This is a genomic window from Xanthomonas sp. NCPPB 3442, from assembly GCF_056725145.1.
The window spans coordinates 3981454-4008003 of sequence record NZ_CM161514.1 but is presented as its reverse complement, the minus strand read 5'-3'; the positions used below and the strand labels follow the sequence as shown (position 1 = coordinate 4008003).

Sequence of the window (26550 nt, the reverse complement as noted above, 5' to 3'; positions counted from 1 at the left end):
GCCAGCCTGTTGCTGCACGCCGCAGCTGCGGCAAGGCCGCGATGACGGCGCATCGGGTACCCTTGCGCGATGTCGCGCGTGAACAAACTCCACCAATGGAAAGAACGTCTGCGCGACCGCGCGCGGACGGTGAGTTTCGGGCGCTTTCTGTGGCGCCGCTTCCTGGACGACCGGCTGTTCCAGGCCGCCGCCTCGCTGGCCTACACCACCGTGTTCGCGCTGGTGCCATTGGCGATCGTGGTATTCGGCGTGCTGTCGGCGTTTCCGGCCTTCAACGAGTGGAAGGACGCGCTGACCGACTTCATCTTCAACAATTTCGTGCCAGGCGCGGCGCGCTCGGTACAGAACTATCTCAATCGCTCGCTGGAAGACCTGGGCAAGTTCACCGTGGCCGGCATGGTCGCGCTGGTGGCCTCGTTGCTGATCACCCTGCACAGCATCGAACAAACCTTCAACAGCATCTGGCGGGTTGCCGCCGCCCGTCCCAAGGTGACGCGCTTCCTGATCTACTGGACGGTGCTGACGCTGGGCACGATGCTGGCTGCCGCCTCCATGGCGATGGCGGCCTACGTGTTCGCGCTGCCGCTGTTCCGCACCACCGAGGGCCAGTGGCTGGCCGAATTCGCCTGGCGGCTGGCGCCGATGGCGGTGGAGTTCGTGTGCATCGTGCTGATCTACCGGGTGGTGCCGCAGCACGTGGTGCGGCTGCGGCATGCGCTGCCGGGCGCGCTGCTGGCGGTGATCCTGATGGAAATCGTCAAATGGGGGTTTGGCTTTTACCTGGGTAATTTCCAGACCTACCAACGCATCTACGGCGCGCTGTCGGCACTGCCGATCCTGCTGTTGTGGATCTACCTGAGCTGGGTGTCGGTGTTGCTGGGCGCCTCGCTGGCCTCCTCGATGTCCGCCTTCCGCTACCAGCCCGAGGCCATGCGGCTGCCGCCGGGCTTTGAGATTTACGGCCTGCTGCGTCTGCTCGGCCGGTTCCGCCAGGCGCGCGTCCACGGCGATGGCCTGGACGAAGACCGCATCCTGGCGCTGGAGCCGATGCTCACCGACACGCTGATGCAGGAACTGCTGTGCGAGCTCAAACGCATCCGCCTGCTGCGTCGCGACGAGCGCGGGCAGTGGCTGCTGGCGCGCGATCTTGACGTGGTGCCGCTGGCCGAACTCTACGAAAACTGCCAGCTGCGCGTGCCGATCGAAGACCGCCCGTTGCCGTGCCGCGACGATGCCTACGGCCAGGCCGCCGCCGCCGCGCTGGAACAGCTGCGCCAACCCTTGCGCAGCGTGCTGGCGCAGCCGGTCGGCGACCTCTACACCCACCTTCCCGGAGATCCTCCATGACCGTGCGTCTTGTCCGCAGCGCCTGTGCGCTGCTGTTGCCACTGCTGTTGCTGACCGCCTGCAAGCCGGCCAGCGAGGCCACTCCCGCTGCCGGCAACGGCGCTGCGCCTGCCGCCACGCCCCAGGCGCCAGCCACGCCAGCCACCCCGGCCGACCCGGCTGCACCGCCCAACAGCTCGGTGGTGCAGCAGACCGCCCAGATGCCCAGGCTCTCGCTGCCGACCGTGACCGGCGAGACCTACGACCTGGCCGCGCACCGCGGCAAATGGGTGGTGGTGAATTTCTGGGCCACCTGGTGTGCGCCGTGCCTGAAGGAAATGCCCGAACTGTCGGCGCTGCACACCATGCGCGACACCGTCGAGGTGGTGGGTCTGGCCTACGAAGACATCACCAGCGCCGACATGCAGGCGTTCTTGAAGGACCACCCGGTGTCGTACCCGATCGCCATCCTCGACCCGTACCAGCCGCCACAGGACTTCGCCACCCCGCGCGGCCTGCCGATGACCTACCTGATCGGCCCGGACGGCAAGGTCGCCAAGCAATTCCTTGGCCCGGTGACCGCACGCGATATCGAGGCCGCCGTCGGCATCACCGGCAAGGCGGGTTGATGCAGGCGGCGCGTTTCGTGGTGAGCGGGGTGGTGCAGGGCGTGTGGTACCGCGCGTCCACCCGCCAGCGCGCAGTCGCACTCGGCCTGGTCGGGCATGCCCGCAACCAGGCCGACGGCAGCGTGGAAGTGGTCGCCGCCGGTAGCGCGGCGGCGCTGGACGCCTTGGAAGCATGGCTATGGCAGGGCCCGCCGGCCGCCACGGTCGCGGCGGTCACGCGCACTGCCTGCGCGGTTCCGCCGACTGAAGACTTTGTAACTGGGTGAGCGTGCGCCACTGAAGCGGGGCAACAGAGTTGGGTTGCCTCGCCGATAACCTTGTCAACGCGATCAGGCGTGCACGGGGAATGTAATGGCCGCTCCATCTCAAGACCGCAACGACGGGCACGACCTGCCCGCGCATCGCCGCCACCGCCAGATGGCGCAGCTGGCGCCGTGGTTGTATCTCGGTGTCCTGCTGGGCAGCGGCTGGTTGTTGTTCCTGCACCCGCAAACCCGCGTGCTAGCAACCGGACAGGCGGCAACCAGCTGGCTGCTGGCCTGGATCTTTGGCGGCATCGTGATCGGCGCAGTGGTGTGGAGCCTGCGTCTGGCACGCCAGGGGCTGGGTCAGCCCTCGGCAAGCTACCCGCTGTCGGCGCGCTTGCCCGACTCGTGGGCTGATGCCTACGCCGCACTCCTGCGCCCGGCCACGGTAGCTCCGATGGCCGCGGCCCGGCCGGACCCGGCCGGCGCCCAGCGTGGCGCAGCCTGGCATCGCTTCGGCGGCGGCATGCTCAGCGCGGAAACCTTCGACCCGAACGACGCCACCCGTGCGCCGTGGGACGGACTGGATGCGCAGTCCTGCATCCTGCGTCTGGACGATGTGCGTCAGTCCTGGCACAACGCTGCCGCCAACCGCACGCTGCAGCAGGAGCGCCGTTACTGGCTGGATGTGGTGTTGTCGCTGCTCGACCACGGCGTGATGCGCCCGCTGCAGGACGGCTACCTTCCCGACACCGCCGCGCTGCGTACCGAACGTTTCCTGCTGGGCGCCGATGCCGGCCCGATCGTGCTGTCCGAGGTGCCGGCATTGTTTGCACGGCGCCTGGCACTGGCCATCGAGGCCATGCCGACCGCCCAGCGCGAGGCCGCCGGCGTGCAATGGCGCCTGCTGCAGCAATTGCATGCGCTGGTCGCCGAAGGTCGCATGCTGGACGAGCGTTCGCAGGTGATCCAGGTGCTGGCATGGAACCCGGATGTGGACCTGGACCAGGTCGAAGTGGCCTACATCCTGGCCGCCGAATACCGCGAAGGCATGCGCGACTGGCTGCGCCGCGCCGCGCTGGTGCGCCTGCCCGACAGCGCGCTGCGTCTGGACGAAGTGCTGCTGTCGTCCTGTAGCCCGCTCGGCGCGCAGGCCGACGATGTGGACTACATGGAAGCGATGCGCCCGCTGCATCGCGGTTTCATGCAATTGTTCAGTCAGCGCCTGAGCCAGCTGGTGCTGCAGGCCGAGCAGGCCGAACGTCAGGCCGGCCTGCACCCGCTACCGCGTGCCACCGCGGCCAGCGACGAAATCTCTCAAGACTGGGCGGCGTAATCGTCGATCGGCTCCAGCACGCCATAGCGTTCCTTGTGCAGCTTGCCGGGCAATGGCGGCAGCTGCACCAGCTCGTCGGGCACTGCGGTGTCCGGTAGCCGGTCCAGCAGATCGCGGATCAGGCTCAGGCGGCCACGCTTCTGGTCGTTGAAATCCACCAGCGTCCACGGTGCATCGGGCGTATGCGTCGCCTCCAGCATGCGTTCGCGCGCGGCGGTGTAGTCGTCGTACTTGGTGCGTGACTGCAGGTCCACCGGCGAGAGCTTCCAGCCCTTGAGTGGGTCTTCGCGGCGTTCGGCAAAGCGCTTTTCCTGCTCGGCCTGGTCCACGCACAACCAGTACTTGAACAGCAGGATGCCGTCGTCGACCAGCATCTGTTCGAAACGTGGCGCCTGCTCCAGGAACAGGTCGTATTGCGCGTCGGTGCAATAGCCCATCACCTTCTCGACGCCGGCGCGGTTGTACCAGCTGCGGTCCATCAGCACCAGTTCGCCGCCCGCCGGCAGGTGCGTCACATAGCGCTGGAAATACCACTGCGTGCTTTCGCGGTCGTTGGGCTTGGGCAGCGCCACCACGCGACACTGGCGTGGGTTGAGATGGCTGGCGATGGTCTGGATCACGCCGCCCTTGCCGGCGGTGTCGCGGCCTTCCACCAGCACCAGGGCGCGCTGGTTGGTGTGGCGCAACCAGCGCGCCATGTCCACCAGTTCCAGCTGCATCGGCGCCAGCAACTTTTTATAGGCCTTGCGTTTCAGATGCGACATGCGCGTTCCAGCAACAGTGGAGAGCGCGCAGGCTATTGCCCCAGGCGTGGACGCAATGTCGCCAGATTGCAGGGCCTGGTGCGCGCATCCAGCTGCGCGCGCACGATCTTCTCCCAGGCCGTGCGGCAGGCCGAGGTGGAGCCGGGCAGGCAGAACACGAAGCTGTGATTGGCCAGCCCGGCAAAGGCGCGCGACTGCAGCGAGGAGGTACCGATTTCTTCCACGCTGATCGCGCGGAACATCTCGCCGAAGCCAGGCATGACCTTGTCCAGCAACGGGGTGATCGCTTCCGGGGTGCTGTCGCGTCCGGTGAAGCCGGTGCCGCCGGTGATCAGGATGCCGTCGACCTGCGCATCGGCAATCCAGCGCGACACGATCGCACGCATGCGGTAACGGTCGTCCGGGCACAGTGCACGTTCGTGCAGCACATGGCCTTCGTGGGTGAGGGCATCGGCCAGGTAATCGCCGGAGCGATCATCGGCCAGCGTGCGGCTGTCGGACACCGTCAGCACGCACAGGCGCAAGGGAATGAAGTCGAGAGTGGAAGGCATGCCACAAGCCTAGCGAGCCGGGACGACCGGGTACAGCACCACGGCGTGAAGCCGCACAACGCAGCTGCTGGCGTCGGTCAGGGCGACAGCGCGGCCGCGGATCGGCTCCTCGGCCCGGCACACATCCTGTCTGGCTCGCCGTCGCGGCACATCCGTGTGCCGCTTTCCGCCAATCCCCGGCCACGCTGCCGACTCGGCGCGTGGCTTCCATGGCCTGAAAAGGTCTCGACGAAACTTGATGGCCCTTTCAATCCTCTCCGGCCCGGGGTGGGAAGGACGGCTGCGCGCCCTGGGTGCACGTGCCCCGGAGCGCCCGCGCTGCAAGCGCCGGCCACGGCGGGGCGCGGAGGTTGGGGGCAGGGTGCGGCGGCAGACAGCGATCCATCACGTAGCGGCCGTTGCTAAACCCCTAACCAGCCATGCTTTCCCGCGACCCCACGCACCAATTCTCCAAACGCATCCGCAAACCCGTCCATATTGAACAGGTCCGATTCGCGCCGACGCTCCGCCACCCGAGCACGCAACGCACCCAGTGCCGCTGGATCGCTCGCCAACGCCACCGCCGTGGCCACGAACGCAGCGTCATCGGCCACATTCATTTCATCCAGCCCCAGATGATGATTCAGGCTGCCGGCCACACGCGCGGCAAACGTCTGGCCAGGTGTGGTCAAGACCGGGCAACCTGCCCATAACGCATCGGAGGCGGTGGTGTGCGCGTTGTAGGGGTGCGTATCCAGAAACAGATCCGCATGTCGATAGCGCGCCAGATACTGCGGGTGCGGCAGTTTGGGCATGAAGACCAAACGCTGCGCGTGCACGCCCTGTGCCTGCGCTGCTGCACGCAATCGCGCATCCGCCTCACCCGGGCCGGACAGCAGCCACAGCACGCTGCCAGGCACCGCGCGCAACACCGCCAGCATGCGCGCCATGCTGCGTGGATTGAGCTTGTAACTGTTGTTGAAGCAGCACAGCACCACAGCGTGCTCAGGCAGCCCGCACTGCGCACGCGATGGCGGTTCGGCTACCGTGCGCGAGGTGTCCGATGGCTGGAAGGCGCGCGGCAGGCGCAGCACCTGTTCGCTGTAGAACGGCTCAAGCGACGTCGGCAATGCAACGGTATCGCCAAGCACATAATCCATCCACGGCGCGCCCGAGGTGCCCGGATACGCCAGCCAGTTGAGCTGCACCGGCGCCGGCCGCAATGCGAAGACTTCCGGCCGTCCGCCACCGCCCCAGCCGCGCAGGTCGAACAACAGATCGATGCCCTGGTCGCGGATATGTTGCGCGGTTGCCAGATGCCCCAGCGCAGTGACCTCGTGCATGCGCGTTGCCTGCGCCAGGCGCGCGCGAATGTCGCTGCCATCGTCCGGGCTGGTTGCAAACAGCTGCACGTGCAGATCCGGTTGGCGTTGCTGCAACGCTTCGAACAAGGCCACCGTCAGTAAGCCCGTCGGGTGGGCGCCAAAGCCGTTGGACACGAACCCGAGTTGCAGCGGGCCGCGGCTGCGCAGCGTGGACGCTGGCAGCGGGCGCACCGAGGAGGCAATGGCCTGCGCACGGGTACGGGCGCACGCCAGTTGCTCCGCGGCGCTGGCGTCCTCGCTCAGGAACGCGAAAGGCTCCACGGCCGCCTCGCCTTGTGTGACTGCGGCGCGCACCTGTGCAGCCAGTGAGTCCAGCTCGCGCCAATCGCATAGGCGGCGTCGCCAGTTGAGCAGTTGTGCGGTGATGTAGGGCTCGTCGGGCAGCAGCTTGTGGGCGCGCGTATAGGCGGCCGCGGCCTGTTCCGGTTGGAGTGCATCTTCGAGCGCGTGCCCAAGCCACAGGGCGATCCCCGGATGCTGCGGTACCAGGTCCGAGGCCTGTTGGAGCAGCGTGGCCGCTTCTGCATGGCGCTGCTGCGCCCAGCGCACCCGTCCCAGCCGCGCCACCGCTTCCGGATGACCCGGATGCAGCGCCAGCGCGCGCTGCACGGCCGCCTCGCCGGCAGCGGTGACGCCCATGCCCAGCTCGGCATCGGCCAGCATCAACCAGGCGACGAAATCGCCGGGCTGGCGTCGCACTTGCTCGCGCAGCTGCAGCAGCTCGCGCGGGACTTGCGCACTCACGGACTATCGCTCAACCGTGCCAGTTCGTCGGCTTGATGTTCGTGCAGCAGCCGGCCGATCAATGCATCCAGATCGCCTTCGATGATGTTGGGCAGGTCGTACAAGGTCAGCCCTTCGACGCGATGGTCGGTGATGCGACCCTGCGGAAAACTATAGGTGCGGATGCGCTGGCTGCGGTCGCCGCTGCCCACCTGCAACTTGCGCGTCTGCGCTTCGGCCGCTGCCGCCTTGCTGCGTTCGGCGTCCAGCAGCTGCGCCTTCAACCGCTTCATCGCCTTGTCGCGATTGGCATGCTGGCTGCGCTCGGTCTGGCATTCCACCACCACCCCGCTGGGCACGTGGGTGATGCGGATTGCCGATTCGGTCTTGTTGACGTGCTGGCCGCCCGCACCGGACGAGCGGAACGTGTCCACCTTCAGATCGGCCGGATTGATCGTGATCTCTTCCACGTCGTCGGCTTCGGGAATGATCGCCACCGTGGCAGCCGAGGTGTGGATACGGCCTTGCGATTCGGTTGCCGGCACGCGTTGCACGCGATGGGTGCCGGATTCGAATTTCAGGCGCGAATACGCACCGCGCCCGACCACCCGCGCCACCACTTCCTTGTAGCCGCCATGCTCGCCGGGGCTGTCGGATTCGATTTCCACCTTCCAGCCCTGGCGCTCGGCGTAGCGTGCGTACATGCGGAACAGGTCGCCGGCAAAGATCGCCGCTTCGTCACCGCCAGTGCCGGCGCGCACTTCCAGAAACAGGTTGCCGTCGTCGCGCGGATCGCGCGGTACCAGCAGCGATGCAAGTTGTGCATCGAGTTGTTCCAGGCGCGCCTGTGCAGCGGCGATTTCCTCTTCGGCCAGTTCGCGCATCTCCGGGTCGTTGCGCAGCGCTTCGGCCGTGGCCAGGTCGGCCTTGGCGCGCGCCTCCTCTTCCAGCGCCACCGCCACCGGCTCCAGTTGCGACAGTTCGCGCGAGAGAGTACGGAACGTGTCGTTGTTGCCCACCACGTCGGGGTCGGAGAGCAGGTGCTGCAGTTCTTCGCGGCGCTCGGCCAGCGCTTCGAGCTTACGGCGCAGGGTCGGCGTCATCGGTCCTCACGATCGGGGTAGCTATGGGGGGGTGTTGGTAACCCGGCTTTTCCGGAAACAGCCGGTCGGCCGCAGTGGTCAATTCCAGGTCGTTGTTGAGCGCCGCATTGCGCAATGCGGCCGTGGGCGGATGCAGCAAACGGTTGGTCAGCGCATGCGCCAACTGTTCCAGCACTTCGTCGGCCGGCTTGCCGTTGTGCAACTGCTGGCGTGCCTTGGCCAGCAGCTCGTCGCGGGTGCTATCGCCAAAGGCGCGCAGCCGCTTGAGGGGTGCCTGGCGCGCAGTGGCCTGCAGCGTTTCGACATACCGCGCCACTTGCAGGTCGATGATGGCTTCGGCCTGGTCGGCCGCTTCGCGGCGGCCACGGCGGTTGTCTTCGACTGCGCGTTCCAGGTCGTCCACCGTGTACAGGTAGGCGTCGCTCAACTCGCCTACCGAGGCCTCGATATCGCGCGGCACCGCCAGGTCGAACAGCAGCATCGGCTTGCGCTTGCGCGTGCGCAACGCCTGTTCCACCTGTGCGCGGGTCACCAGCGGCTCACGCGCAGCGGTGGCCGAAAACACCACATCCGCCTCGGCCAGGTGGCGTTCCAGATCGGTCAGCGGCAAGGCGAAGCCGCCGTGTTGGCTGGCCAGTGTCTGGGCATGGGCCAGGGTGCGGTTGGCGATCAGCAGGCGGCGCACGCGGCCTTCGCTCAGATGCTTGGCCGCCAGTTCGATGGTTTCGCCGGCACCGATCAGCAACACCGTCGACTCGTTGAGCCGGGCAAAGGAGTCCTGTGCCAGCCGCACCGCCGTGGATGCGACCGAAACCGGATTTGCGCCGACACGGGTGTCGGTACGCGCGCGCTTGGCCACCGAAAAAGTCTGTTGGAACAGCCGGTCCAACCCGCTGCCCAGCGCGCCGTGCGCCCGCGCCACCGCCCAGGCGTCCTTCACCTGGCCCAGGATCTGCGGTTCCCCCAGCACCATCGAATCCAGCCCGGTGGCGACGCGGAACAGGTGGCGCACCGCCTCGGCTTCCCGGTGCTGGTACAGATGACCGCTCAGCCCGGGCGCGTGCGTTTCCAGCCAGTTGACCAGGCTGTGCGCCTCGTCGGCCATCGCATACAACTCGGTACGGTTGCAGGTGGACAACAGCGCAGCCTCGCTTACCTGGGGCAGCGCACGCAGCGATTCGAGCGCGCGCGGCAGCGCATCACCTGCGAACGCCGCGCGTTCGCGCAGGTCCACAGGTGCGGTCTGGTGATTCAGTCCGAGCACCCACAACGTCATTGTTCAGTTGCTTGCGATAAGCTGGCGGCCATTCAGGGCCCCATTTTACGGCCCGGTTGCCCCCGATGCCTGTACCGATTCGCATCCTGAGTGTTCTTTTGCTGGTCGCAGTCTCCGCCAGCGCCACTGCAGCACCCAAGAAAGCACTGCCCGCTCCGCCCCCAGGCAATGCCGGCACCTCGTCGCTGGAACCCGTGCTGGCCGGCGAATTCGCCTTGCAGGCCGGGCAACTGGACGATGCCGCGCGCGCCTACCTGGACGCCGCCAAGGCCGAAGCCGGCGATGCCGGGCTGGCCGAGCGCGCCGCCCGTATCTCCATGTTGGCCAACGACGACCCGCGCGCGATCGAAGCGCTGGCGTTGTGGCGCGCCCGCGCGCCGTCGTCGATGTCCATGCGCAGCACCGAGGCCTCGCTGGCCCTGCGCCGCAACGACCTGCGCACCGCGCGCCGCGATTTGCTCGGCTTGCTCAAGGAGCCCGATCCGCGTGGCTGGCGCTTTGCGCTGATCGCCCTGGCCAACGGCGGCCGCGAGCCGGAAGCCTCGGCCGACGTGCTCGAAGACCTGGTCAAGGCCGGCGCCATCCCGAATCAGATCGAAGCCTGGCAGGAATTCGGCCGGCTCGCGCTGCGCATGGAGCGCCCCGCGCTGGCCAAGCGCATCGTCGACGAGGTGGTACGACGCTTCCCCGAAGAGCCGCGCGTGGCCTTGCTGCATGCCACCCAGTTGCAGCAGGAAGGCAAGAACGACGAAGCGCTGGCGCTGCTGAAGAATATCGAACCGCAGGCGGTCAAGGACTCCGAGCTGCGCGGCGCGCTGGCGTTTGCCTACGACGCCATGGGCCAGACCGAAGCTGCTGCACGCGTGCTTTCGACCGGGCCGCAGGACACCCAGACCTACGGCTTGCGTGCCTCGATGCTGGCCAAGGAGAAAGACCGCAGCTCGCTGGAGGCGCTGTACGCCGAGCTCAAGAGCAACGCCACCAAGCCCGATCCGGACCGCCGTCTGCTGCTGGGCAAGATCGCCGAATTCCTCAAGCGCTACGACGAGGCGGTGGAGTGGTATCGCGGCGTGCCGGGTGGTCCGCAGGTCAGCGAGGCGCGTCTGCGCACCGCCAGTGCCTTGTACGAACTGGGCCGCAAGCCCGAAGCGCTTGCCGAAGCCCGCGCCCTGCAGGGCGACGCCAGTGCCGACGATGACGCGCGCCGCGACGCCTACGTGCTCGAAGCCGAGCTGCATCAGCGGGCCGACGATGCGCCGGGCGAACTGGACGCCTTCGAACGTGGCCTGGCCGCCTACCCGGACGATAGCGCGTTGCTGTACGCCCGCGGGCTGGCCTGGGAGCGGCGCGACGATGTCCCGCGTGCCGAGGCCGATCTGCGCAAGATCCTGGTGACCGAGCCGGAAAACGTCGCGGCCCTGAACGCGCTGGGCTACACCCTGGCCGACCGCACCACCCGCTACAAGGAAGCATTGGCGCTGATCGACCGTGCCCGCACCGCCGACCCGGACAACCCGGCCATTGTCGACAGTTATGGCTGGGTGCTGTACCGGATGGGCCGCACCAAGGAAGCGTTGGTGCAGCTGCGCCGCGCCTGGGCGCTGGTCAAAGACCCGGAAATCGCGGCCCACGTGGGCGAAGTGCTGTGGGTCAGCGGCAAGCAGGACGAAGCGCGTCGCTACTTCGATGAAGCGCGCCGCCTCGACCCGGACAACCGTGCGCTGCAGCGCGCCGTGGAAAAGTTCGGGCTATGAGCAGGGCGGTTCGAACGCTGGCCCTGGGCGGGCTGGTGCTGGTCGGGCTGTCGGCCTGCGTCAGCGTGCCGCGCGGGCAGGGCAGTGGGGCGGCCGTGGCCGATCACGTCTCCGACAGTGCGCGCCAGGCCGAAGCCGCTCGCCAGGCCTGGTTGCAGGCGCACCCCAATTGGTCCTTCCAGGGCCGGGTGGCGATCAGCAAGGACCGCAATGGCGGCAGCGGCCGCATCGACTGGCAGCAGGATGGCCCACGCTACCGCGTGCAACTCAGTGCGCCGGTCACCCGGCAAAGCTGGGTGCTCACCGGCGACACCACCAGCGGCGCCGGCCGGCTGGAAGGGCTGGACGGCGGTCCGCGCAGTGGTCCTGATGCCGAGCAGGTGCTGCTGGAAGCAACCGGCTGGACCATCCCGGTCAACCAGATGCCTGACTGGGTGCGCGCGCTGCGCATCGCCGACGCCGGTGCCGCACGCGTCGACCTGGATGCCGCCGGGCGCCCGCGCACCGTGCAGCAGGATGGCTGGACGATCGAATTTTTGGCCTGGACACCAGCCGGCGCCGACCAGCCCGAGCTGCCGCGGCGGATCGAAGCCCGCAACGGCGAGGCAAAGGTGCGCCTGTTGGTCGACCAATGGACCGTGTCGCCCTGATGGACGCGCCGGGCACTGATTGGTCGGCGTGGCCTGCGCCGGCCAAGCTCAATCTGTTTTTGCAGATCACCGGGCGCCGTGCCGACGGCTACCACCTGCTGCAGACCGTGTTCCGGCTGCTGGACTGGGGGGACACCGTTCATCTTCGCGTGCGTCGTGACGGCCAGATCCGCCGCCTGGGCGAGAGTCTGCCCGGCGTATCCGAAGACGATGACCTGGTGATCCGCGCTGCGCGCCTGCTGCAATCGGCAGCCGGCACCGAGGCGGGCGCGGAGATTCGGGTCGACAAGCGCATCCCCGCCGGCGGCGGTTTCGGCGGCGGTTCCTCGGACGCGGCGACCGTGCTGGTGGCGCTCAACGCCTTGTGGGGCTTGGGCCTGGCGGCCGATGTGCTGGCCGAGCTGGGCCTGCAGCTGGGTGCGGACGTGCCGGTCTTCGTGCGCGGCCGCAATGCCTGGGCCGAAGGCGTGGGCGAACAACTGACCCCGATTTCCCTGCCGGAAGCGGCGTATCTGCTGGTCGATCCCGGCGTTCATGTACCGACCCCGGCGTTATTTCGATCACAGGAATTGACGCGGGATGCTGCGCCCGCGAAAATAGCGGACTTCGCTTCCGGTTCCCTGCTCGACAATGCGTTCGAGCCGGTCCTGCGGCGCCGCGAACCCGCCGTCGAGGCCGTGTTCCAGGCGCTTTCCAGGGTCGGTACACCGCGTTTGACCGGGTCGGGAAGTGGCTGTTTCGTCGAGTTCGCCACGCGCGCTGCTGCAGAGCAGGCGCTGGCGCAGTTGCCGGGCAGCCTGCGGGCGTGGGTGGTGGAGGGTGCAGCGCACTCGCCATTGCTCGATGCGCTGGACGCGACACAGGTTTGATGCAGGGGCGTCGCCAAGAGGCCCAAGGCACCAGGTTTTGATCCTGGCATTCGTAGGTTCGAATCCTACCGCCCCTGCCAGTTTGTCGAGAAAGGCAGGTCCGCCTGCACCAGGTTTCACTGCAGATCCTTCTGCAATACCTCGCGCATCCTTGCGCGGGAATCGAACGAAAGCCCGGCATTGGTTCGGCTTTGTCCTGCTCCACCATCGATCCGCACGCTCTTCGCCGCCGCCCGAGAGATCTCATGCAAGACCAACGTAATCTGCTGGTGTTCTCCGGCAATGCCAACAAGCCGCTTGCCCAGAGCATCTGCAAGGAACTCGGCGTTCGCATGGGCAAGGCGTTGGTCACGCGCTTTTCCGACGGCGAAGTGCAGGTGGAGATCGAAGAGAGCGTGCGTCGGCAGGAAGTGTTCGTCATCCAGCCCACCTGCGCGCCCAGTGCCGAGAACCTGATGGAACTGCTGGTGCTGATCGATGCGCTCAAGCGCGCCAGCGCCCAGTCGGTGACCGCGGTGATCCCGTACTTCGGTTATTCGCGCCAGGACCGTCGCATGCGCTCCTCGCGCGTGCCGATCACTGCCAAGGTGGCTGCCAAGATGATCTGCGCCATGGAGGCGGACCGCGTGCTGACGGTCGACCTGCACGCCGACCAGATCCAGGGCTTCTTCGATGTGCCGGTCGACAACGTCTATGCCTCGCCGCTGCTGCTGGCCGACATCTGGCGCGCCTACGGCACCGACAACCTGATCGTGGTGTCGCCGGACGTTGGCGGCGTGGTGCGCGCACGCGCCGTCGCCAAGCGCCTGGACGACGCCGATCTGGCCATCATCGACAAGCGTCGTCCGCGCGCCAATGTGGCCACCGTGATGAACATCATCGGCGACGTGCAGGGCAAGACCTGCGTGCTGGTCGACGACCTGGTCGACACCGCCGGTACCTTGTGCGCAGCTGCCGCAGCGCTGAAGCAGCGCGGCGCGCTCAAGGTCGTGGCCTACATCACCCATCCGGTGCTGTCGGGTCCGGCGGTGGACAACATCAACAATTCGCAGCTCGACGAACTGGTGGTCACCGACACGATTCCGCTGAGCGAAGCGGCGCGTACCTGCGCCAAGATTCGTCAGCTGAGCGTGGCCGAACTGCTGGCCGAGACCATCCGCCGTATCGCCTTCGGCGAATCGGTCAGCTCGCTCTACGTCGACTGATACCCCATTCGGTGCCCGGATTCCCGGGTGCCGCCACACGTCTCACCTGGTCGCGGGTGAGACGCTTCATCGCCGCGAGGCGGTGTTCCAACTAGGTAGTGAAATCCAATGGCAAAGACTCATGAAATCAAGGTCGAGCGCCGCGCTGACGAGGGGAAGGGTGCGAGCCGCCGCCTGCGTCACGCTGGCGTCATCCCGGCCATCGTCTACGGTGGCGAACTCGAGCCGGTCAGCATCCAGCTCAACCACGAGCAGATCTGGCTCGCCCAGCAGAACGAGTGGTTCTACTCTTCCATCCTGGACCTGAACCTCAATGGCGACGTGCAGCAGGTGCTGCTGCGTGACATGCAGCGCCATCCGTTCAAGCAGCTGATCATGCACATCGACTTCCAGCGCGTCAGCGCCAACGAGAAGCTCAGTGCTGCCGTGCCGCTGCACTTCATCAACGAAGCGTCTTCGCCGGCTGGCAAGTCGAGCGAAGTGGTCGTCACCCACGAACTCAACGAAGTCCAGGTGGTCTGCCTGCCGAAGGATCTGCCGGAGTTCATCGAAGTGGACCTCGGTGCACTGGAAGTGGGCAACGTGATCCACCTGTCCGAAATCAAGCTGCCGGCCGGTGTTGAAATTCCGGAACTGAAGCTGGGCAAGGAACACGACGTTGCCGTGGTGGCTGCCAAGCACGTACGGATCGAAGAAGACGACGCTGCCGGCGAAGAAGGCAGCGAAGGCGCCGAGACCAAGTAATCCGTCGGCCGGTCCCCTGCATTGCGCGCGGGATCGGCTGCGGTCACTGGCATGTCTGCACTTCGTCTGATCGTCGGGCTGGGAAACCCCGGCCCGGAACACGCGCAAACCCGGCATAACGCCGGGTTTCGTTTCGTCGATGCCCTCATCGAGCGCAGTGGCGCCCGCTGGGCATTGGACAGCAAGTTGTTCGGCGAGACCGCCAAGGTCGAGGTCGCAGGACAACCGGTCTGGCTGCTCAAGCCGGCCACCTTCATGAATCTCAGCGGCAAGTCGATCACCGCCGCATTGCGATTCTGGAAGATCGAGCCCGAACACCTGCTGGTCGCCCACGACGAACTGGATCTGGCGCCCGGCACGGCGCGGCTCAAGTTCGATGGCGGTCACGGCGGGCAAAACGGCTTGCGCGACACCATTCGCCTGCTCGGGCACGGTAAATTTCACCGTCTACGCGTTGGCATCGGTCATCCCGGTCACAAGGACCGCGTGGTGCCCTGGGTGCTGGGACGGGCAGGGCGCGAGGACGACGCAGCGATCGGCGCTGCGGTGGATGCCGCCATCGATGTGCTGCCGCTGGCGATGGAAGGCAATTTCAACGAGGCGATGAAACGCCTGCATACCGAAAAAAAATAGAGAATGGGGAATAGGGAATGGACAGGGCGCTGCTCCTGCCATTCTCCATTCCCGATTCTCCATTCACTGGAAAACCCATGGGTATCAAATGCGGCATCGTCGGCCTGCCCAATGTCGGCAAGTCGACCCTGTTCAACGCGCTGACCAAGGCGGGCATCGCTGCGGCCAACTTCCCGTTCTGCACCATCGAGCCGAACGTCGGTATCGTGCCGGTGCCGGATCCGCGTCTCAATCAGCTGGCTGACATCGTCAAGCCGCAAAAGCTGATTCCTACTGCGGTCGAGTTCGTCGATATCGCCGGTCTGGTGGCTGGTGCGGCGAGTGGCGAAGGCCTAGGCAACAAGTTCCTGGCGCACATCCGCGAAGTCGATGCGATCACCCACGTGGTGCGTTGCTTCGAGAACGACGACGTCATCCACGTCAACAACAAGGTCGACCCGATCGCCGATATCGAAACCATCGATACCGAGCTGGCGCTGGCCGATCTGGATAGCGTGGAAAAGGCCCTCAACCGTGCCGAACGCAGCGCCAAGGGCGGCGACAAGGATGCAGCGGCGCGCAAGCCGGTGCTGGCCAAGTTGCAGGCCGCGCTGGCCGACGGCAAGGCGGGGCGTGCCGCCGGTCTGGACGATGAAGAAAAGGCACTGGTGCGCGATCTGTTCCTGCTGACGCTCAAGCCGGTGCTGTACATCGCCAACGTGCTGGAAGACGGCTTCGAGAACAATCCGCACCTGGATGCGGTGCGTGCGCATGCGGCTGTCGAAGGTGCCGAAGTGGTGCCGGTCTCGGCGGCCATCGAAGAGGAGCTCTCGCAGCTGGACGATGCCGATCGCGACAGCTTCCTGGCCGATCTCGGCCTGGAAGAGCCAGGCTTGAATCGCGTCATCCGTGCGGCCTATACGCTGTTGGGCCTGCAGACCTATTTCACCGCAGGCGTCAAGGAAGTGCGTGCCTGGACGGTCAAGGCCGGTTCGACTGCGCCGCAGGCTGCAGCCGTGATCCACACCGATTTCGAGAAGGGCTTCATTCGCGCCGAAACGATCGGTTTCGACGACTTCATCAAGTACCGCGGCGAAGCCGGTGCCCGCGATGCCGGGCGCCTGCGCCTGGAAGGCAAGGAATACCGCGTCCAGGAAGGCGACGTGCTGCACTTCCGCTTCAACGTGTGATCGGCTGTGCGTGGCACCTGACGCCGCGTATCGTTGAGAGTGAAGAATTGCTCAAAATTTTTGTTGACACTGCATGCGTCCCACAACAAAATAACGGGCTGCTTCACCCCGGACCGAATATGCCTTGCGGCGCACCGGTCCGGTAGTAAAAGCTGGAGGGATACCCAAGCGGCCAACGGGGGCAGACTGTAAATCTGCTGGCTTACGCCTTCGGTGGTTCGAATCCACCTCCCTCCACCAGTTTCACGTTGTGGCATGCAGTTCCCGGCGCGGGAGTAGTTCAACGGTAGAACCTCAGCCTTCCAAGCTGATGGTGCGGGTTCGATTCCCGTCTCCCGCTCCATTGAACGCAAATGCATGGCATAATGCAAAACTCGCTCACGTAGCTCAGTCGGTAGAGCACCTCCTTGGTAAGGAGGAGGTCGAAGGTTCGATTCCTTTCGTGAGCACCATTACTCAATCGTCTTCAACTCCAAACGATTACCGAGACACGCACCCATGGCAAAAGCTAAATTCGAGCGCACCAAGCCGCACGTGAACGTCGGCACCATCGGTCACGTTGACCATGGCAAGACCACGTTGACCGCTGCGCTGACCAAGATCGGTGCCGAGCGTTTCGGTGGTGAGTTCAAGGCGTACGACGCGATCGACGCGGCGCCGGAAGAGAAGGCGCGCGGCATCACGATTTCGACCGCACACGTCGAATATGAATCCCCGACCCGCCACTACGCGCACGTTGACTGCCCCGGCCACGCCGACTACGTCAAGAACATGATCACCGGCGCAGCGCAGATGGACGGCGCGATCCTGGTGTGCTCGGCCGCTGACGGCCCGATGCCGCAGACCCGTGAGCACATCCTGCTCTCGCGTCAGGTCGGTGTGCCGCACATCGTGGTGTTCCTGAACAAGGCTGACATGGTCGACGACGCCGAGCTGCTCGAGCTGGTCGAAATGGAAGTGCGCGAACTGCTGAGCAAGTACGACTTCCCGGGCGACGACACCCCGATCATCCACGGTTCGGCGCGTCTGGCGCTGGACGGCGATCAGAGCGACATCGGCGTGCCGGCGATCCTGAAGCTGGTCGAGGCGTTGGATTCGTTCATTCCGGAGCCGACCCGCGACGTGGACCGTCCGTTCCTGATGCCGGTCGAAGACGTGTTCTCGATCTCCGGCCGCGGCACCGTGGTGACCGGTCGTATCGAGCGCGGCATCATCAAGGTGGGCGACGAAATCGAAATCGTCGGTATCCGCGACACGCAGAAGACCACCGTCACCGGCGTGGAAATGTTCCGCAAGCTGCTGGACCAGGGTCAGGCAGGCGACAACGCCGGTCTGCTGCTGCGCGGCACCAAGCGTGACGACGTCGAGCGCGGCCAGGTGCTGTGCAAGCCGGGTTCGATCAAGCCGCACACCGAGTTCGAAGCCGAAGTCTACGTGCTGTCCAAGGACGAGGGTGGCCGTCATACCCCGTTCTTCAAGGGCTACCGTCCGCAGTTCTACTTCCGCACCACCGACATCACTGGCGCCTGCCAGCTGCCGGAAGGCGTGGAGATGGTGATGCCGGGCGACAACGTGAAGATGGTCGTGACCCTGATCAACCCGGTCGCAATGGACGAAGGTCTACGCTTCGCCATCCGTGAAGGCGGTCGTACCGTCGGCGCCGGCGTGGTTGCCAAGATCATCAAGTAAGTGCCTGTATCCAGCTGCCTATGGGCGGCTGGATTCAAACGAATGGCGGGCCGGCTGAACCGCGGTCCGCCTTCGTTGTCTTGGGGTTTGCGGTAAACGAGTACATACGCCAGTAGCTCAATTGGCAGAGCAGCGGTCTCCAAAACCGCAGGTTGGGGGTTCGAGTCCCTCCTGGCGTGCCACTCCTCTTTCCGGCCCAGCGATTCGGGTCAGATCGGTAACTAGAGCCGGATGAATAGCAAAATCGAGCCTTCCAAGAGCGCGTCCTCTAGCGCTGATGTCGTTAAGTACGTTGTCTCCGCTGCCCTGGTGGTTGCGGGGCTTTTTGTGTGGTTCTGGTTCTCCGCTCCCGAGCGCGCGACCCAGCTGGGCGCGTGGACGCCGCAGTTGCGTGCGTTGGCTGTCATCGTTGGGTTGGTGGCGGGCGCATTTGTGTTTTTGGGTACCGGCAAGGGCCGGGAGACCCGCGAATTCCTGTCCGAATCCAGGTTCGAGTTGCGTAAGGTTGTCTGGCCGACGCGCCAGGAAGCTATCCGCACCACCTGGGTCGTGATTGTGGTTGTAATCATTCTGAGTTTGCTGTTGGGCGGCTTCGACTTTGTCATCCAGAAGCTCACGCAGTGGTTCCTGGCTCGTTGAGGAGAATCAAGCAGTGAAGCGTTGGTATGTCGTTCACGCCTATTCAGGCTTCGAAAAATCCGTTGCGCAGGCATTGCGTGACCGTATCGCGCGCGCCGAAATGGAAGACCGTTTCGGCGACGTGCTGGTGCCGACCGAAGAGGTCATCGAAATGCGCGCCGGCCAGAAGCGTCGGTCCGAGCGCAAGTTCTTCCCCGGCTACGTGCTGGTGCAGATCGAAACGCATGAAGAGGGCGGTATTCCGCGCATCGACAACGAAAGCTGGCACCTGGTGAAGGAGACTTCGAAGGTGATGGGTTTCATCGGCGGTACCGCCGACCGTCCTCTGCCGATTCGCGACGAAGAAGCGGATGCGATCCTGCAGCGAGTGCAGGATGGCGTCGAAAAGCCGCGTCCGAAGGTGTTGTTCGAGCCGGGCCAGATGGTGCGCGTCACCGAGGGTCCGTTCAACGACTTCAATGGCGTTGTCGAGGAAGTCAATTACGAAAAGAGCAGGCTGCGGGTTGCCGTGCTCATCTTCGGCCGCTCCACGCCGGTCGAGCTCGAATTCGGTCAGGTCGAGAAGGGCTGACCCTGCGGGCGCCAGCTAGGCGCTCGCCCCAAATGCTGCTATAGTGCGCGGCTCGCTGTCCTGGCGAACCGCCTGGAACCAATGGCTGCCGCATGGCGGCCATCTGCGTGTGTGGTCAACAACGTGAAGCCGGGACACGTGAATCCCGGTCCGATGGGGAGCCTGCAGGTCAGGCGCTAGCACCCGGAGAGTATTGAAATGGCTAAGAAGATTACTGCTTTCATCAAGTTGCAGGTCAAGGCCGGTCAGGCCAACCCTGCACCGCCGGTCGGCCCTGCACTGGGTCAGCGCGGTCTGAACATCATGGAATTCTGCAAGGCATTCAACGCCGCGACGTCGAAGCTGGAGCCGGGTCTGCCGACGCCGGTGATCATCATCGCGTATTCCGACCGTACCTTCACGTTCGTCACCAAGAGCACTCCGGCCAGCGTGCTGCTCAAGAAGGCCGCAGGCGTGACCTCCGGCTCGAAGCGTCCCAACACCGACAAGGTGGGCAAGGTGACGCGCAAGCAGCTGGAAGAAATCGCCAAGGTCAAGGAAGCCGATTTGACGGCAGCCGAGCTGGAAGCGGCGGTGCGCACGATTGCGGGTTCTGCCCGCAGCATGGGTTTGACGGTGGAGGGCTAAGACATGGCACAGAGCAAGCGCGTTAAGGCCATCACGGCCGCTGTCGTTCCGGGCAAGACCTATGCCTTCGAAGACGCAATCAAGATCCTGAAGACTGCCACCAAGGCCAAGTTCGTCGAGTCGATCGACGTCGCCGTGCGCCTGGGCGTGGACGCCAAGAAGTCCGACCAGCAGGTGCGCGGTTCCACCGTGCTGCCGGCCGGTACCGGCAAGAGCGTGCGCGTTGCAGTGTTCGCACCGGCAGGCGCCAAGGCCGACGAAGCCCTGGCTGCGGGCGCCGAGGCGGTGGGCATGGACGACCTGGCCGAGAAGATGCAGGCCGGCGATCTGAACTATGACGTGGTCATCGCGACCCCGGACGCCATGCGCGTCGTCGGTAAGCTGGGCACCCTGCTGGGTCCGCGCGGCTTGATGCCGAACCCGAAGGTCGGCACCGTGTCGGCCAATCCGGGCGAAGCGGTCAAGAATGCCAAGTCGGGCCAGGTGCGCTACCGCACTGACAAGGCCGGCATCATCCACTGCACGATCGGCAAGGCCAGCTTCGACGACGAAGCGCTGAAGTCGAACCTGCAGGCGCTGTTGCTGGATCTGGTCAAGGCCAAGCCGGCCACCTCCAAGGGTACCTACCTGCAGAAGGTGTCGGTCAGCTCGACCATGGGTCCGGGCGTGACGGTGGATCAGTCGAGCCTGTCGTTGAAGTAAGCGAATGCGTCCGGCGTCATGCGCCTGACGTATTTGGCAGTACAGCATTGTTTTTCCGGCCCGGGTCACCGTGTGCTGGGAGTCCGTTCCCTCCTTTGGGGCAACGGACATTTTGAAGGCGATCGCCGGCACGTCCGGCGGTAGCCGTCAAAGACCGCAGGCGCGGTCAGCGCAGATCGACGACGGGCACGGATGCTCGCACTGGCAAGGAGTCGCCGTCGATGCAGCGGGATCGCTTAATTGGTTCGTGTCGAACCGGCCGGCGTAGATGGTGTCGCCCTTCTGGAGCTTTCTGGTTTACGCGCGTCTGGGACATCCCGGATCGAGTCCACTCCAGGTCTAGAACGGCCACCAAAGGAACATCGGTCGATGTTCCCGGCTTCCAGGAAGGAGGCTGCCCTGGACCGCAACCGGCAGGAGCCGCGAGCGGAGTAGTTTGAAGCGGGGATGACGATTCGGCATGTGAGATCTGGCAACGGCGTGATCGCTGTGACGGATCCCGAAGTACCAATCCCGAATCCCGGCTTTAACGGAGGAGTGCAATGGCTCTCAATCTGTCCCAGAAGCAAGAAGTAGTCGCCGAGCTGGCAGACATCGCCGCCAAGGCCCACTCCCTGATCGCCGCCGAATACGCTGGCACCACGGTCTCCCAGATGACCGCGATGCGTAAGCAGGCCCGCGAAACCGGCGTGTTCTTGAAAGTTGTCAAGAACACCCTGGCCGCGCGCGCCGTTGAAGGTACTGATTTCGCTGTCGCTGCTGACAAGCTGGTCGGTCCTTTGCTGTATGCGTTTTCGATGGAGGAGCCCGGCGCAGCCGGTCGCCTGATCAAGGAATTTGCCAAGAGCAACGACAAGCTGCAGGCCAAGGTCGTGTCCATCGGCGGGGAACTGTTCCCGGCGGGACACGTCGACGTGTTGGCCTCGCTGCCGACCCGTGACCAGGCCCTGGCCATGCTGGCCCGCGTGCTGTCCGAACCGGCTGCCATGTTCGCCCGTGCCGTCAAGGCCGTTGGCGACAAGCAGGGTGGTGGCGACGAAGCCGCCGCGCCGGTTGCCGAGACTGCCGAAGCTTGATGTCCTAGCGTTCGCTAGAACCCCAATCCAGAAAATCATTTAAAGGTAATCACAATGTCCCTTACCAACGAACAGATCGTCGACGCCATCGCCGAGAAGTCCCTGATGGAAGTGATGGAGCTGGTCAAGGCCATCGAAGAAAAGTTCGGCGTCTCCGCCGCTGCCCCGGTCGCTGCTGCTGCAGCTGGCCCGGCCGCCGTGGTTGAAGAGCAGACCGAGTTCAACGTGGTGCTGACCAACTGTGGCGCCAACAAGGTTGGCGTCATTAAGGCCGTGCGCGCCGTGACCGGCCTGGGTCTGAAGGAAGCCAAGGATCTGACCGAAGCCGGTGGCATGCTGAAGGAAGGCGCTTCGAAGGACGAAGCCGAGAAGATCAAGAAGGAACTGACCGAAGCTGGCGCGACTGTCGAAATCAAGTAAGCAGCACCTTGCATCGCCAGCGTTTCATGGTGATGCACTGAAGGCTGGGAGCGTAAAGCTCCCGGCCTTTGGCCGTTTCGGAGGGGAATCGGGATTGGACAATCGCAGTGCAGCATCGCGCGATCATCCGATTCCCATTTCTCGATTCCCGATCCCGGCCTCACCGAGTTGGTAGTTGGAAGTAGCGGGAGAAGGCGTGCTGGTGCCGGCAATACCAGCGACTTCCAACTGACAATTTTGTTATTTCAGGGCCGCCGCGATGTGGCCCCCGCAGCCTAGGGTGAAGACCTCATGACGTCTTATTCGTTCACCGAAAAAAAGCGTATCCGCAAGGACTTCGGTAAGCAGCGCTCGATCCTCGAAGTGCCGTTCCTGCTTGCCATCCAGGTGGATTCCTACCGCGAATTCCTGCAGGAAGACGTGGAGCCGAACAAGCGTAAGGACCTCGGTCTGCACGCGGCATTGAAGTCGGTGTTCCCGATTTCCAGCTACAGCGGCAACGCTGCGCTGGAGTATGTCGGTTACAAGTTGGGTCAGCCGGTGTTTGACGAGCGTGAATGCCGTCAGCGCGGCATGAGCTATGGCGCGCCGCTGCGCGTGACCGTGCGCCTGGTGATCTACGACCGCGAGTCGTCGACCAAGGCGATCAAGTACGTGAAGGAGCAGGAGGTCTATCTCGGCGAAATTCCGCTGATGACCGGCAACGGTACCTTCATCGTCAACGGCACCGAGCGCGTGATCGTTTCGCAGCTGCATCGCTCGCCGGGCGTGTTCTTCGACCACGATCGTGGCAAGACCCACAGCTCGGGCAAGCTGCTGTACAGCGCCCGCATCATTCCTTACCGTGGCTCGTGGTTGGACTTCGAGTTCGACCCGAAGGATGCGCTGTTCACCCGTATCGACCGTCGCCGCAAGCTGCCGGTGTCGATCCTGCTGCGTGCGCTTGGCTACAGCAACGAAGAAATGCTGGCCGAGTTCTTCGAGATCAACACCTTCCACATCAACCCGGACGAGGGCGTCCAGCTGGAGCTGGTGCCGGAGCGCCTGCGTGGTGAAACGCTGAACTTCGACCTGGCCGACGGCGACAAGGTCATCGTGGAAGCGGGCAAGCGCATCACTGCGCGCCACGTCAAGCAACTGGAAGCTGCCGGCGTTGCCGCGCTGGCCGTGCCGGACGACTACCTGGTCGGTCGCATCCTGTCGCACGACGTGGTCGATGGCTCCACCGGCGAACTGCTGGCCAATGCCAACGACGAGATCAACGAAGACCAGCTGGCTGCCTTCCGCAAGGCCGGCGTCGACGCGGTCGGCACCCTGTGGGTGAACGATCTGGATCGTGGTCCGTACCTGTCCAACACCTTGCGCATCGACCCGACCAAGACGCAGCTGGAAGCGCTGGTCGAAATCTACCGCATGATGCGTCCGGGCGAGCCGCCGACCAAGGAAGCGGCGCAGAACCTGTTCCACAACCTGTTCTTCACCTTCGAGCGCTACGACCTGTCCACGGTCGGCCGCATGAAGTTCAACCGTCGCGTCGGCCGCAAGGACGTGCTGGGCGAGTCGGTGCTGTACGACAAGAAGTATTTTGCCGAGCGTAACGACGAAGAATCCAAGCGCCTGGTCGCCGAGCACGCCGACACCTCCGACATCCTGGAAGTGATCAAGGTGCTCACCGAAATCCGCAACGGTCGCGGCGTGGTCGATGACATCGATCACCTGGGCAACCGTCGCGTGCGTTCGGTCGGCGAAATGGCCGAGAACGTGTTCCGCGTGGGCCTGGTCCGCGTCGAGCGCGCGGTCAAGGAACGCCTGTCGATGGCCGAGTCCGAAGGCCTGACCCCGCAGGAACTGATCAATGCCAAGCCGGTGGCTGCTGCGATCAAGGAATTCTTCGGCTCCTCGCAGCTGTCGCAGTTCATGGACCAGAACAATCCGCTGTCGGAAGTGACGCACAAGCGTCGCGTCTCCGCGCTGGGTCCGGGCGGCCTGACCCGCGAACGCGCCGGTTTCGAAGTGCGCGACGTGCACCCGACCCATTACGGCCGCGTCTGCACCATCGAAACGCCGGAAGGCCCGAACATCGGCCTGATCAACTCGCTGGCCGTGTTCGCCCGCACCAACCAGTACGGCTTCCTCGAGACGCCGTACCGTAAGGTGCTGGACGGCAAGGTCTCCGACGACGTCGAATACCTGTCGGCGATCGAAGAAAACGAGTACGTGATCGCCCAGGCGAACGCGCTGACCGATGCCAAGAACATGCTCACCGAGCAGTTCGTGCCGTGCCGGTTCCAGGGCGAATCGCTGTTGAAGCCGCCGTCCGAAGTGCATTTCATGGACGTCTCGCCGATGCAGACCGTGTCGGTCGCAGCGGCGCTGGTGCCGTTCCTGGAGCACGACGACGCCAACCGCGCACTGATGGGCGCCAACATGCAGCGCCAGGCCGTGCCGACGCTGCGTTCGCAGAAGCCGCTGGTCGGTACCGGCATCGAGCGTGCGGTTGCGCGCGACTCGGGTGTGACCGTCAATGCGCTGCGTGGTGGCGTGATCGAGCAGATCGACGCAGCCCGCATCGTGGTCAAGGTCAACGAGGCAGAAATCGGCGGCGGCACCGATGCCGGCGTGGATATCTACAACCTGATCAAGTACACCCGCTCCAATCAGAACACCTGCATCAACCAGCGCCCGCTGGTGAATGTGGGCGACGTGATCGCGCGCGGCGACGTGCTGGCCGACGGCCCGTCCACCGACATCGGTGAACTGGCGCTGGGCCAGAACATGCTGATCGCCTTCATGCCTTGGAACGGCTACAACTTCGAAGACTCCATCCTGCTCTCCGAGCGCGTGGTGGAAGAGGATCGTTACACCACGATCCACATCGAGGAACTGACCTGCGTTGCGCGCGACACCAAGCTGGGGCCGGAGGAAATTTCCGCCGACATCCCGAACGTGTCCGAGCAGGCCTTGAACCGTCTGGACGAAAGCGGCGTGGTGTACATCGGTGCGGAAGTGCGCGCCGGCGACATCATGGTCGGCAAGGTCACGCCGAAGGGCGAGAGCCAGCTGACCCCGGAAGAAAAGCTGCTGCGTGCGATCTTCGGCGAAAAGGCGTCCGACGTGAAGGACAGCTCGCTGCGCGTGCCCCCGGGCATGGACGGCACCGTCATCGACGTGCAGGTCTTCACCCGCGACGGCATCGAGAAGGACAAGCGCGCCCGCCAGATCGAGGAAAACGAGATCAAGCGGGTCAAGAAGGACTTCGACGACCAGTTCCGCATCCTGGAAGCGGCCATCTACGCACGTCTGCGCTCGCAGATCGTGGGTAAGGTCGCCAACGGCGGCGCCAACCTGAAGAAGGGCGACACCGTCACCGACGCGTACCTGGACGGGCTGAAGAAGTCCGATTGGTTCCAGCTGCGCATGAAGGACGAAGACGCTGCCGACGCCATCGAGCGTGCGCAGAAGCAGATCCAGGCGCACGAGAAGGAATTCGAAGCACGTTTTGCCGACAAGCGCGGCAAGATCACCCAGGGCGACGACCTCGCACCGGGCGTGCTGAAGATGGTCAAGGTGTTCCTGGCCGTGAAGCGCCGTATCCAGCCGGGCGACAAGATGGCAGGCCGCCACGGCAACAAGGGTGTGGTCTCCAACGTGGTGCCCGTGGAAGACATGCCGTACATGGCCACCGGCGAGTCGGTCGACATCGTGTTGAACCCGCTCGGCGTGCCGTCGCGTATGAACATCGGCCAGATTCTGGAAGTGCATCTGGGTTGGGCCGCCAAGGGCCTGGGTCGCAAGATCCAGCGCATGCTGGAAGCCCAGGCCGCCGTCAGCGAGCTGCGCAAGTTCCTCAACGACATCTACAACCACGACAACGCGATCAATGCACAGCGCGTGGACCTGTCGCAGTTCAGCGATGAGGAATTGCTCAACCTGGGCAAGAACCTGATCGACGGCGTGCCGATGGCGACCCCGGTGTTCGACGGCGCCAGCGAAGCGGAAATCAAGCGCATGCTGGAACTGGCCGACCTGCCGCAGAGCGGTCAGACCCAGCTGTACGACGGTCGCACTGGCGAAGCGTTCGATCGCAAGACCACGGTCGGCTACATGCACTACCTGAAGTTGAACCACTTGGTCGACGACAAGATGCATGCGCGCTCGACTGGCCCGTACTCGCTCGTGACCCAGCAGCCGCTGGGCGGCAAGGCACAGTTCGGTGGTCAGCGCTTCGGTGAGATGGAAGTCTGGGCTCTGGAAGCCTACGGCGCGGCCTACACCCTGCAGGAAATGCTGACGGTGAAGTCCGACGACGTGCAGGGCCGCAACCAGATGTACAAGAACATCGTCGATGGTGAGCACGAGATGGTCGCGGGCATGCCGGAATCCTTCAACGTGTTGGTGAAGGAAATCCGCTCGCTGGCGATCAACATGGAACTGGAAGAGTGATCGAGACGGATCCCGGCGCCGCAATGCGCTGCCGGGATCCGG

24 protein-coding genes and 5 tRNA genes are annotated in these 26550 nt (G+C 64.8%); 24 read left to right on the top strand and 5 right to left on the bottom strand.

Annotated features, from left to right (window positions below; all coding sequences use genetic code 11):
• Positions 1-69: 69 nt before the first annotated feature.
• The 4 genes from AC1POX_RS17360 (at position 70) to AC1POX_RS17345 (ending at position 3536) form a co-directional block, all read left to right on the top strand.
• Positions 70-1347 (top strand): YihY family inner membrane protein, encoded by a 1278-nt coding sequence (locus tag AC1POX_RS17360; protein WP_008578148.1) that lies wholly within the window; start codon positions 70-72, stop codon positions 1345-1347.
• On the top strand, positions 1344-1955 hold the full coding sequence (locus AC1POX_RS17355) for a TlpA family protein disulfide reductase (protein WP_055026988.1): 612 nt from the start codon (positions 1344-1346) through the stop codon (positions 1953-1955). Before AC1POX_RS17360 ends, AC1POX_RS17355 begins: the two co-directional genes overlap by 4 nt.
• Positions 1955-2221: an acylphosphatase gene (locus AC1POX_RS17350; RefSeq protein ID WP_008578150.1), complete on the top strand. Its 267-nt coding sequence runs from the start codon at positions 1955-1957 to the stop codon at positions 2219-2221. The genes AC1POX_RS17355 and AC1POX_RS17350 overlap by 1 nt, the downstream gene beginning before the upstream one ends.
• Before the next feature lie 85 nt (positions 2222-2306).
• Positions 2307-3536: a hypothetical protein gene (locus AC1POX_RS17345; RefSeq protein WP_372356422.1), complete on the top strand. Its 1230-nt coding sequence runs from the start codon at positions 2307-2309 to the stop codon at positions 3534-3536.
• Here AC1POX_RS17345 and ppk2 read toward each other — a convergent pair.
• The 5 genes from ppk2 to hemA all read right to left on the bottom strand — a co-directional run bounded on the left by ppk2 (position 3518) and on the right by hemA (position 9317).
• Positions 3518-4300: a polyphosphate kinase 2 gene (gene ppk2 / locus AC1POX_RS17340; RefSeq protein WP_008578152.1), complete on the bottom strand. Its 783-nt coding sequence runs from the start codon at positions 4298-4300 to the stop codon at positions 3518-3520. The genes AC1POX_RS17345 and ppk2 overlap by 19 nt on opposite strands.
• Positions 4301-4332: 32 nt before the next feature.
• A complete protein-coding gene (gene moaB / locus AC1POX_RS17335; RefSeq protein WP_011346528.1) occupies positions 4333-4851 on the bottom strand; it encodes a molybdenum cofactor biosynthesis protein B in 519 nt (172 codons plus the stop codon).
• Between the two features lie 401 nt (positions 4852-5252).
• Positions 5253-6959, bottom strand: coding sequence for an O-linked N-acetylglucosamine transferase, SPINDLY family protein (locus AC1POX_RS17330; protein WP_031421251.1), 1707 nt, complete (start codon positions 6957-6959; stop codon positions 5253-5255).
• Positions 6956-8041, bottom strand: coding sequence for a peptide chain release factor 1 (gene prfA / locus AC1POX_RS17325; protein WP_008578155.1), 1086 nt, complete (start codon positions 8039-8041; stop codon positions 6956-6958). The genes AC1POX_RS17330 and prfA overlap by 4 nt, the downstream gene beginning before the upstream one ends.
• Positions 8019-9317 (bottom strand): glutamyl-tRNA reductase, encoded by a 1299-nt coding sequence (hemA, locus tag AC1POX_RS17320; RefSeq protein ID WP_122273222.1) that lies wholly within the window; start codon positions 9315-9317, stop codon positions 8019-8021. Before hemA ends, prfA begins: the two co-directional genes overlap by 23 nt.
• 65 nt (positions 9318-9382) lie before the next feature.
• On the opposite strand from hemA, the gene AC1POX_RS17315 reads away from it, so the two are divergent.
• From AC1POX_RS17315 to rpoB, 20 genes are all read left to right on the top strand, one after another.
• The gene (locus AC1POX_RS17315; RefSeq protein WP_014089481.1) at positions 9383-11071 is read left to right on the top strand and encodes a tetratricopeptide repeat protein; all 1689 of its coding nucleotides are present in this window, start codon (positions 9383-9385) and stop codon (positions 11069-11071) included.
• On the top strand, positions 11068-11721 hold the full coding sequence (lolB, locus tag AC1POX_RS17310) for a lipoprotein insertase outer membrane protein LolB (RefSeq protein WP_372356421.1): 654 nt from the start codon (positions 11068-11070) through the stop codon (positions 11719-11721). Before AC1POX_RS17315 ends, lolB begins: the two co-directional genes overlap by 4 nt.
• Entirely contained in the window at positions 11703-12590 is an 888-nt protein-coding gene (gene ispE / locus AC1POX_RS17305; RefSeq protein WP_372356420.1) for a 4-(cytidine 5'-diphospho)-2-C-methyl-D-erythritol kinase, read from the top strand. The genes lolB and ispE overlap by 19 nt, the downstream gene beginning before the upstream one ends.
• 3 nt (positions 12591-12593) lie before the next feature.
• Positions 12594-12670: transfer RNA gene (locus tag AC1POX_RS17300), tRNA-Gln, on the top strand.
• A gap of 165 nt (positions 12671-12835) precedes the next feature.
• Positions 12836-13795 (top strand): ribose-phosphate diphosphokinase, encoded by a 960-nt coding sequence (locus tag AC1POX_RS17295; RefSeq protein WP_003486761.1) that lies wholly within the window; start codon positions 12836-12838, stop codon positions 13793-13795.
• 108 nt (positions 13796-13903) lie between these two features.
• On the top strand, positions 13904-14539 hold the full coding sequence (locus tag AC1POX_RS17290) for a 50S ribosomal protein L25/general stress protein Ctc (RefSeq protein ID WP_003486759.1): 636 nt from the start codon (positions 13904-13906) through the stop codon (positions 14537-14539).
• 51 nt (positions 14540-14590) lie between these two features.
• Positions 14591-15172 carry an aminoacyl-tRNA hydrolase gene (pth, locus tag AC1POX_RS17285; protein ID WP_011346535.1) on the top strand — a complete coding sequence of 194 codons (582 nt, stop codon included), beginning with the start codon at positions 14591-14593 and terminating at the stop codon, positions 15170-15172.
• Positions 15173-15249: 77 nt separating this feature from the next.
• Positions 15250-16341, top strand: a complete 1092-nt coding sequence (gene ychF / locus AC1POX_RS17280) for a redox-regulated ATPase YchF (protein WP_011346536.1) — start codon at positions 15250-15252, stop codon at positions 16339-16341.
• A 154-nt stretch (positions 16342-16495) separates the two neighbouring features.
• Positions 16496-16581 (top strand) — tRNA-Tyr (locus tag AC1POX_RS17275).
• A 29-nt stretch (positions 16582-16610) separates the two neighbouring features.
• Positions 16611-16684 (top strand) — tRNA-Gly (locus tag AC1POX_RS17270).
• A gap of 33 nt (positions 16685-16717) precedes the next feature.
• Positions 16718-16793, top strand: a tRNA-Thr gene (locus AC1POX_RS17265).
• A 46-nt stretch (positions 16794-16839) separates the two neighbouring features.
• Positions 16840-18030 carry an elongation factor Tu gene (tuf, locus tag AC1POX_RS17260; protein WP_003486726.1) on the top strand — a complete coding sequence of 397 codons (1191 nt, stop codon included), beginning with the start codon at positions 16840-16842 and terminating at the stop codon, positions 18028-18030.
• A 106-nt stretch (positions 18031-18136) separates the two neighbouring features.
• Positions 18137-18212, top strand: a tRNA-Trp gene (locus AC1POX_RS17255).
• 49 nt (positions 18213-18261) lie between these two features.
• Positions 18262-18669, top strand: a complete 408-nt coding sequence (gene secE, locus AC1POX_RS17250) for a preprotein translocase subunit SecE (protein WP_005917581.1) — start codon at positions 18262-18264, stop codon at positions 18667-18669.
• A gap of 13 nt (positions 18670-18682) precedes the next feature.
• Entirely contained in the window at positions 18683-19240 is a 558-nt protein-coding gene (nusG, locus tag AC1POX_RS17245) for a transcription termination/antitermination protein NusG (protein ID WP_011346537.1), read from the top strand.
• A 198-nt stretch (positions 19241-19438) separates the two neighbouring features.
• Positions 19439-19867, top strand: a complete 429-nt coding sequence (rplK, locus tag AC1POX_RS17240; RefSeq protein WP_372356419.1) for a 50S ribosomal protein L11 — start codon at positions 19439-19441, stop codon at positions 19865-19867.
• A gap of 3 nt (positions 19868-19870) precedes the next feature.
• Positions 19871-20569, top strand: a complete 699-nt coding sequence (rplA, locus tag AC1POX_RS17235) for a 50S ribosomal protein L1 (RefSeq protein WP_003486747.1) — start codon at positions 19871-19873, stop codon at positions 20567-20569.
• Between the two features lie 542 nt (positions 20570-21111).
• Positions 21112-21645: a 50S ribosomal protein L10 gene (gene rplJ, locus AC1POX_RS17230; protein WP_005930748.1), complete on the top strand. Its 534-nt coding sequence runs from the start codon at positions 21112-21114 to the stop codon at positions 21643-21645.
• A 54-nt stretch (positions 21646-21699) separates the two neighbouring features.
• Positions 21700-22065 (top strand): 50S ribosomal protein L7/L12, encoded by a 366-nt coding sequence (rplL, locus tag AC1POX_RS17225; RefSeq protein WP_008574194.1) that lies wholly within the window; start codon positions 21700-21702, stop codon positions 22063-22065.
• Between the two features lie 291 nt (positions 22066-22356).
• Positions 22357-26508: a DNA-directed RNA polymerase subunit beta gene (gene rpoB / locus AC1POX_RS17220; protein WP_029818764.1), complete on the top strand. Its 4152-nt coding sequence runs from the start codon at positions 22357-22359 to the stop codon at positions 26506-26508.
• The last annotated feature ends 42 nt before the right edge of the window (positions 26509-26550 follow it).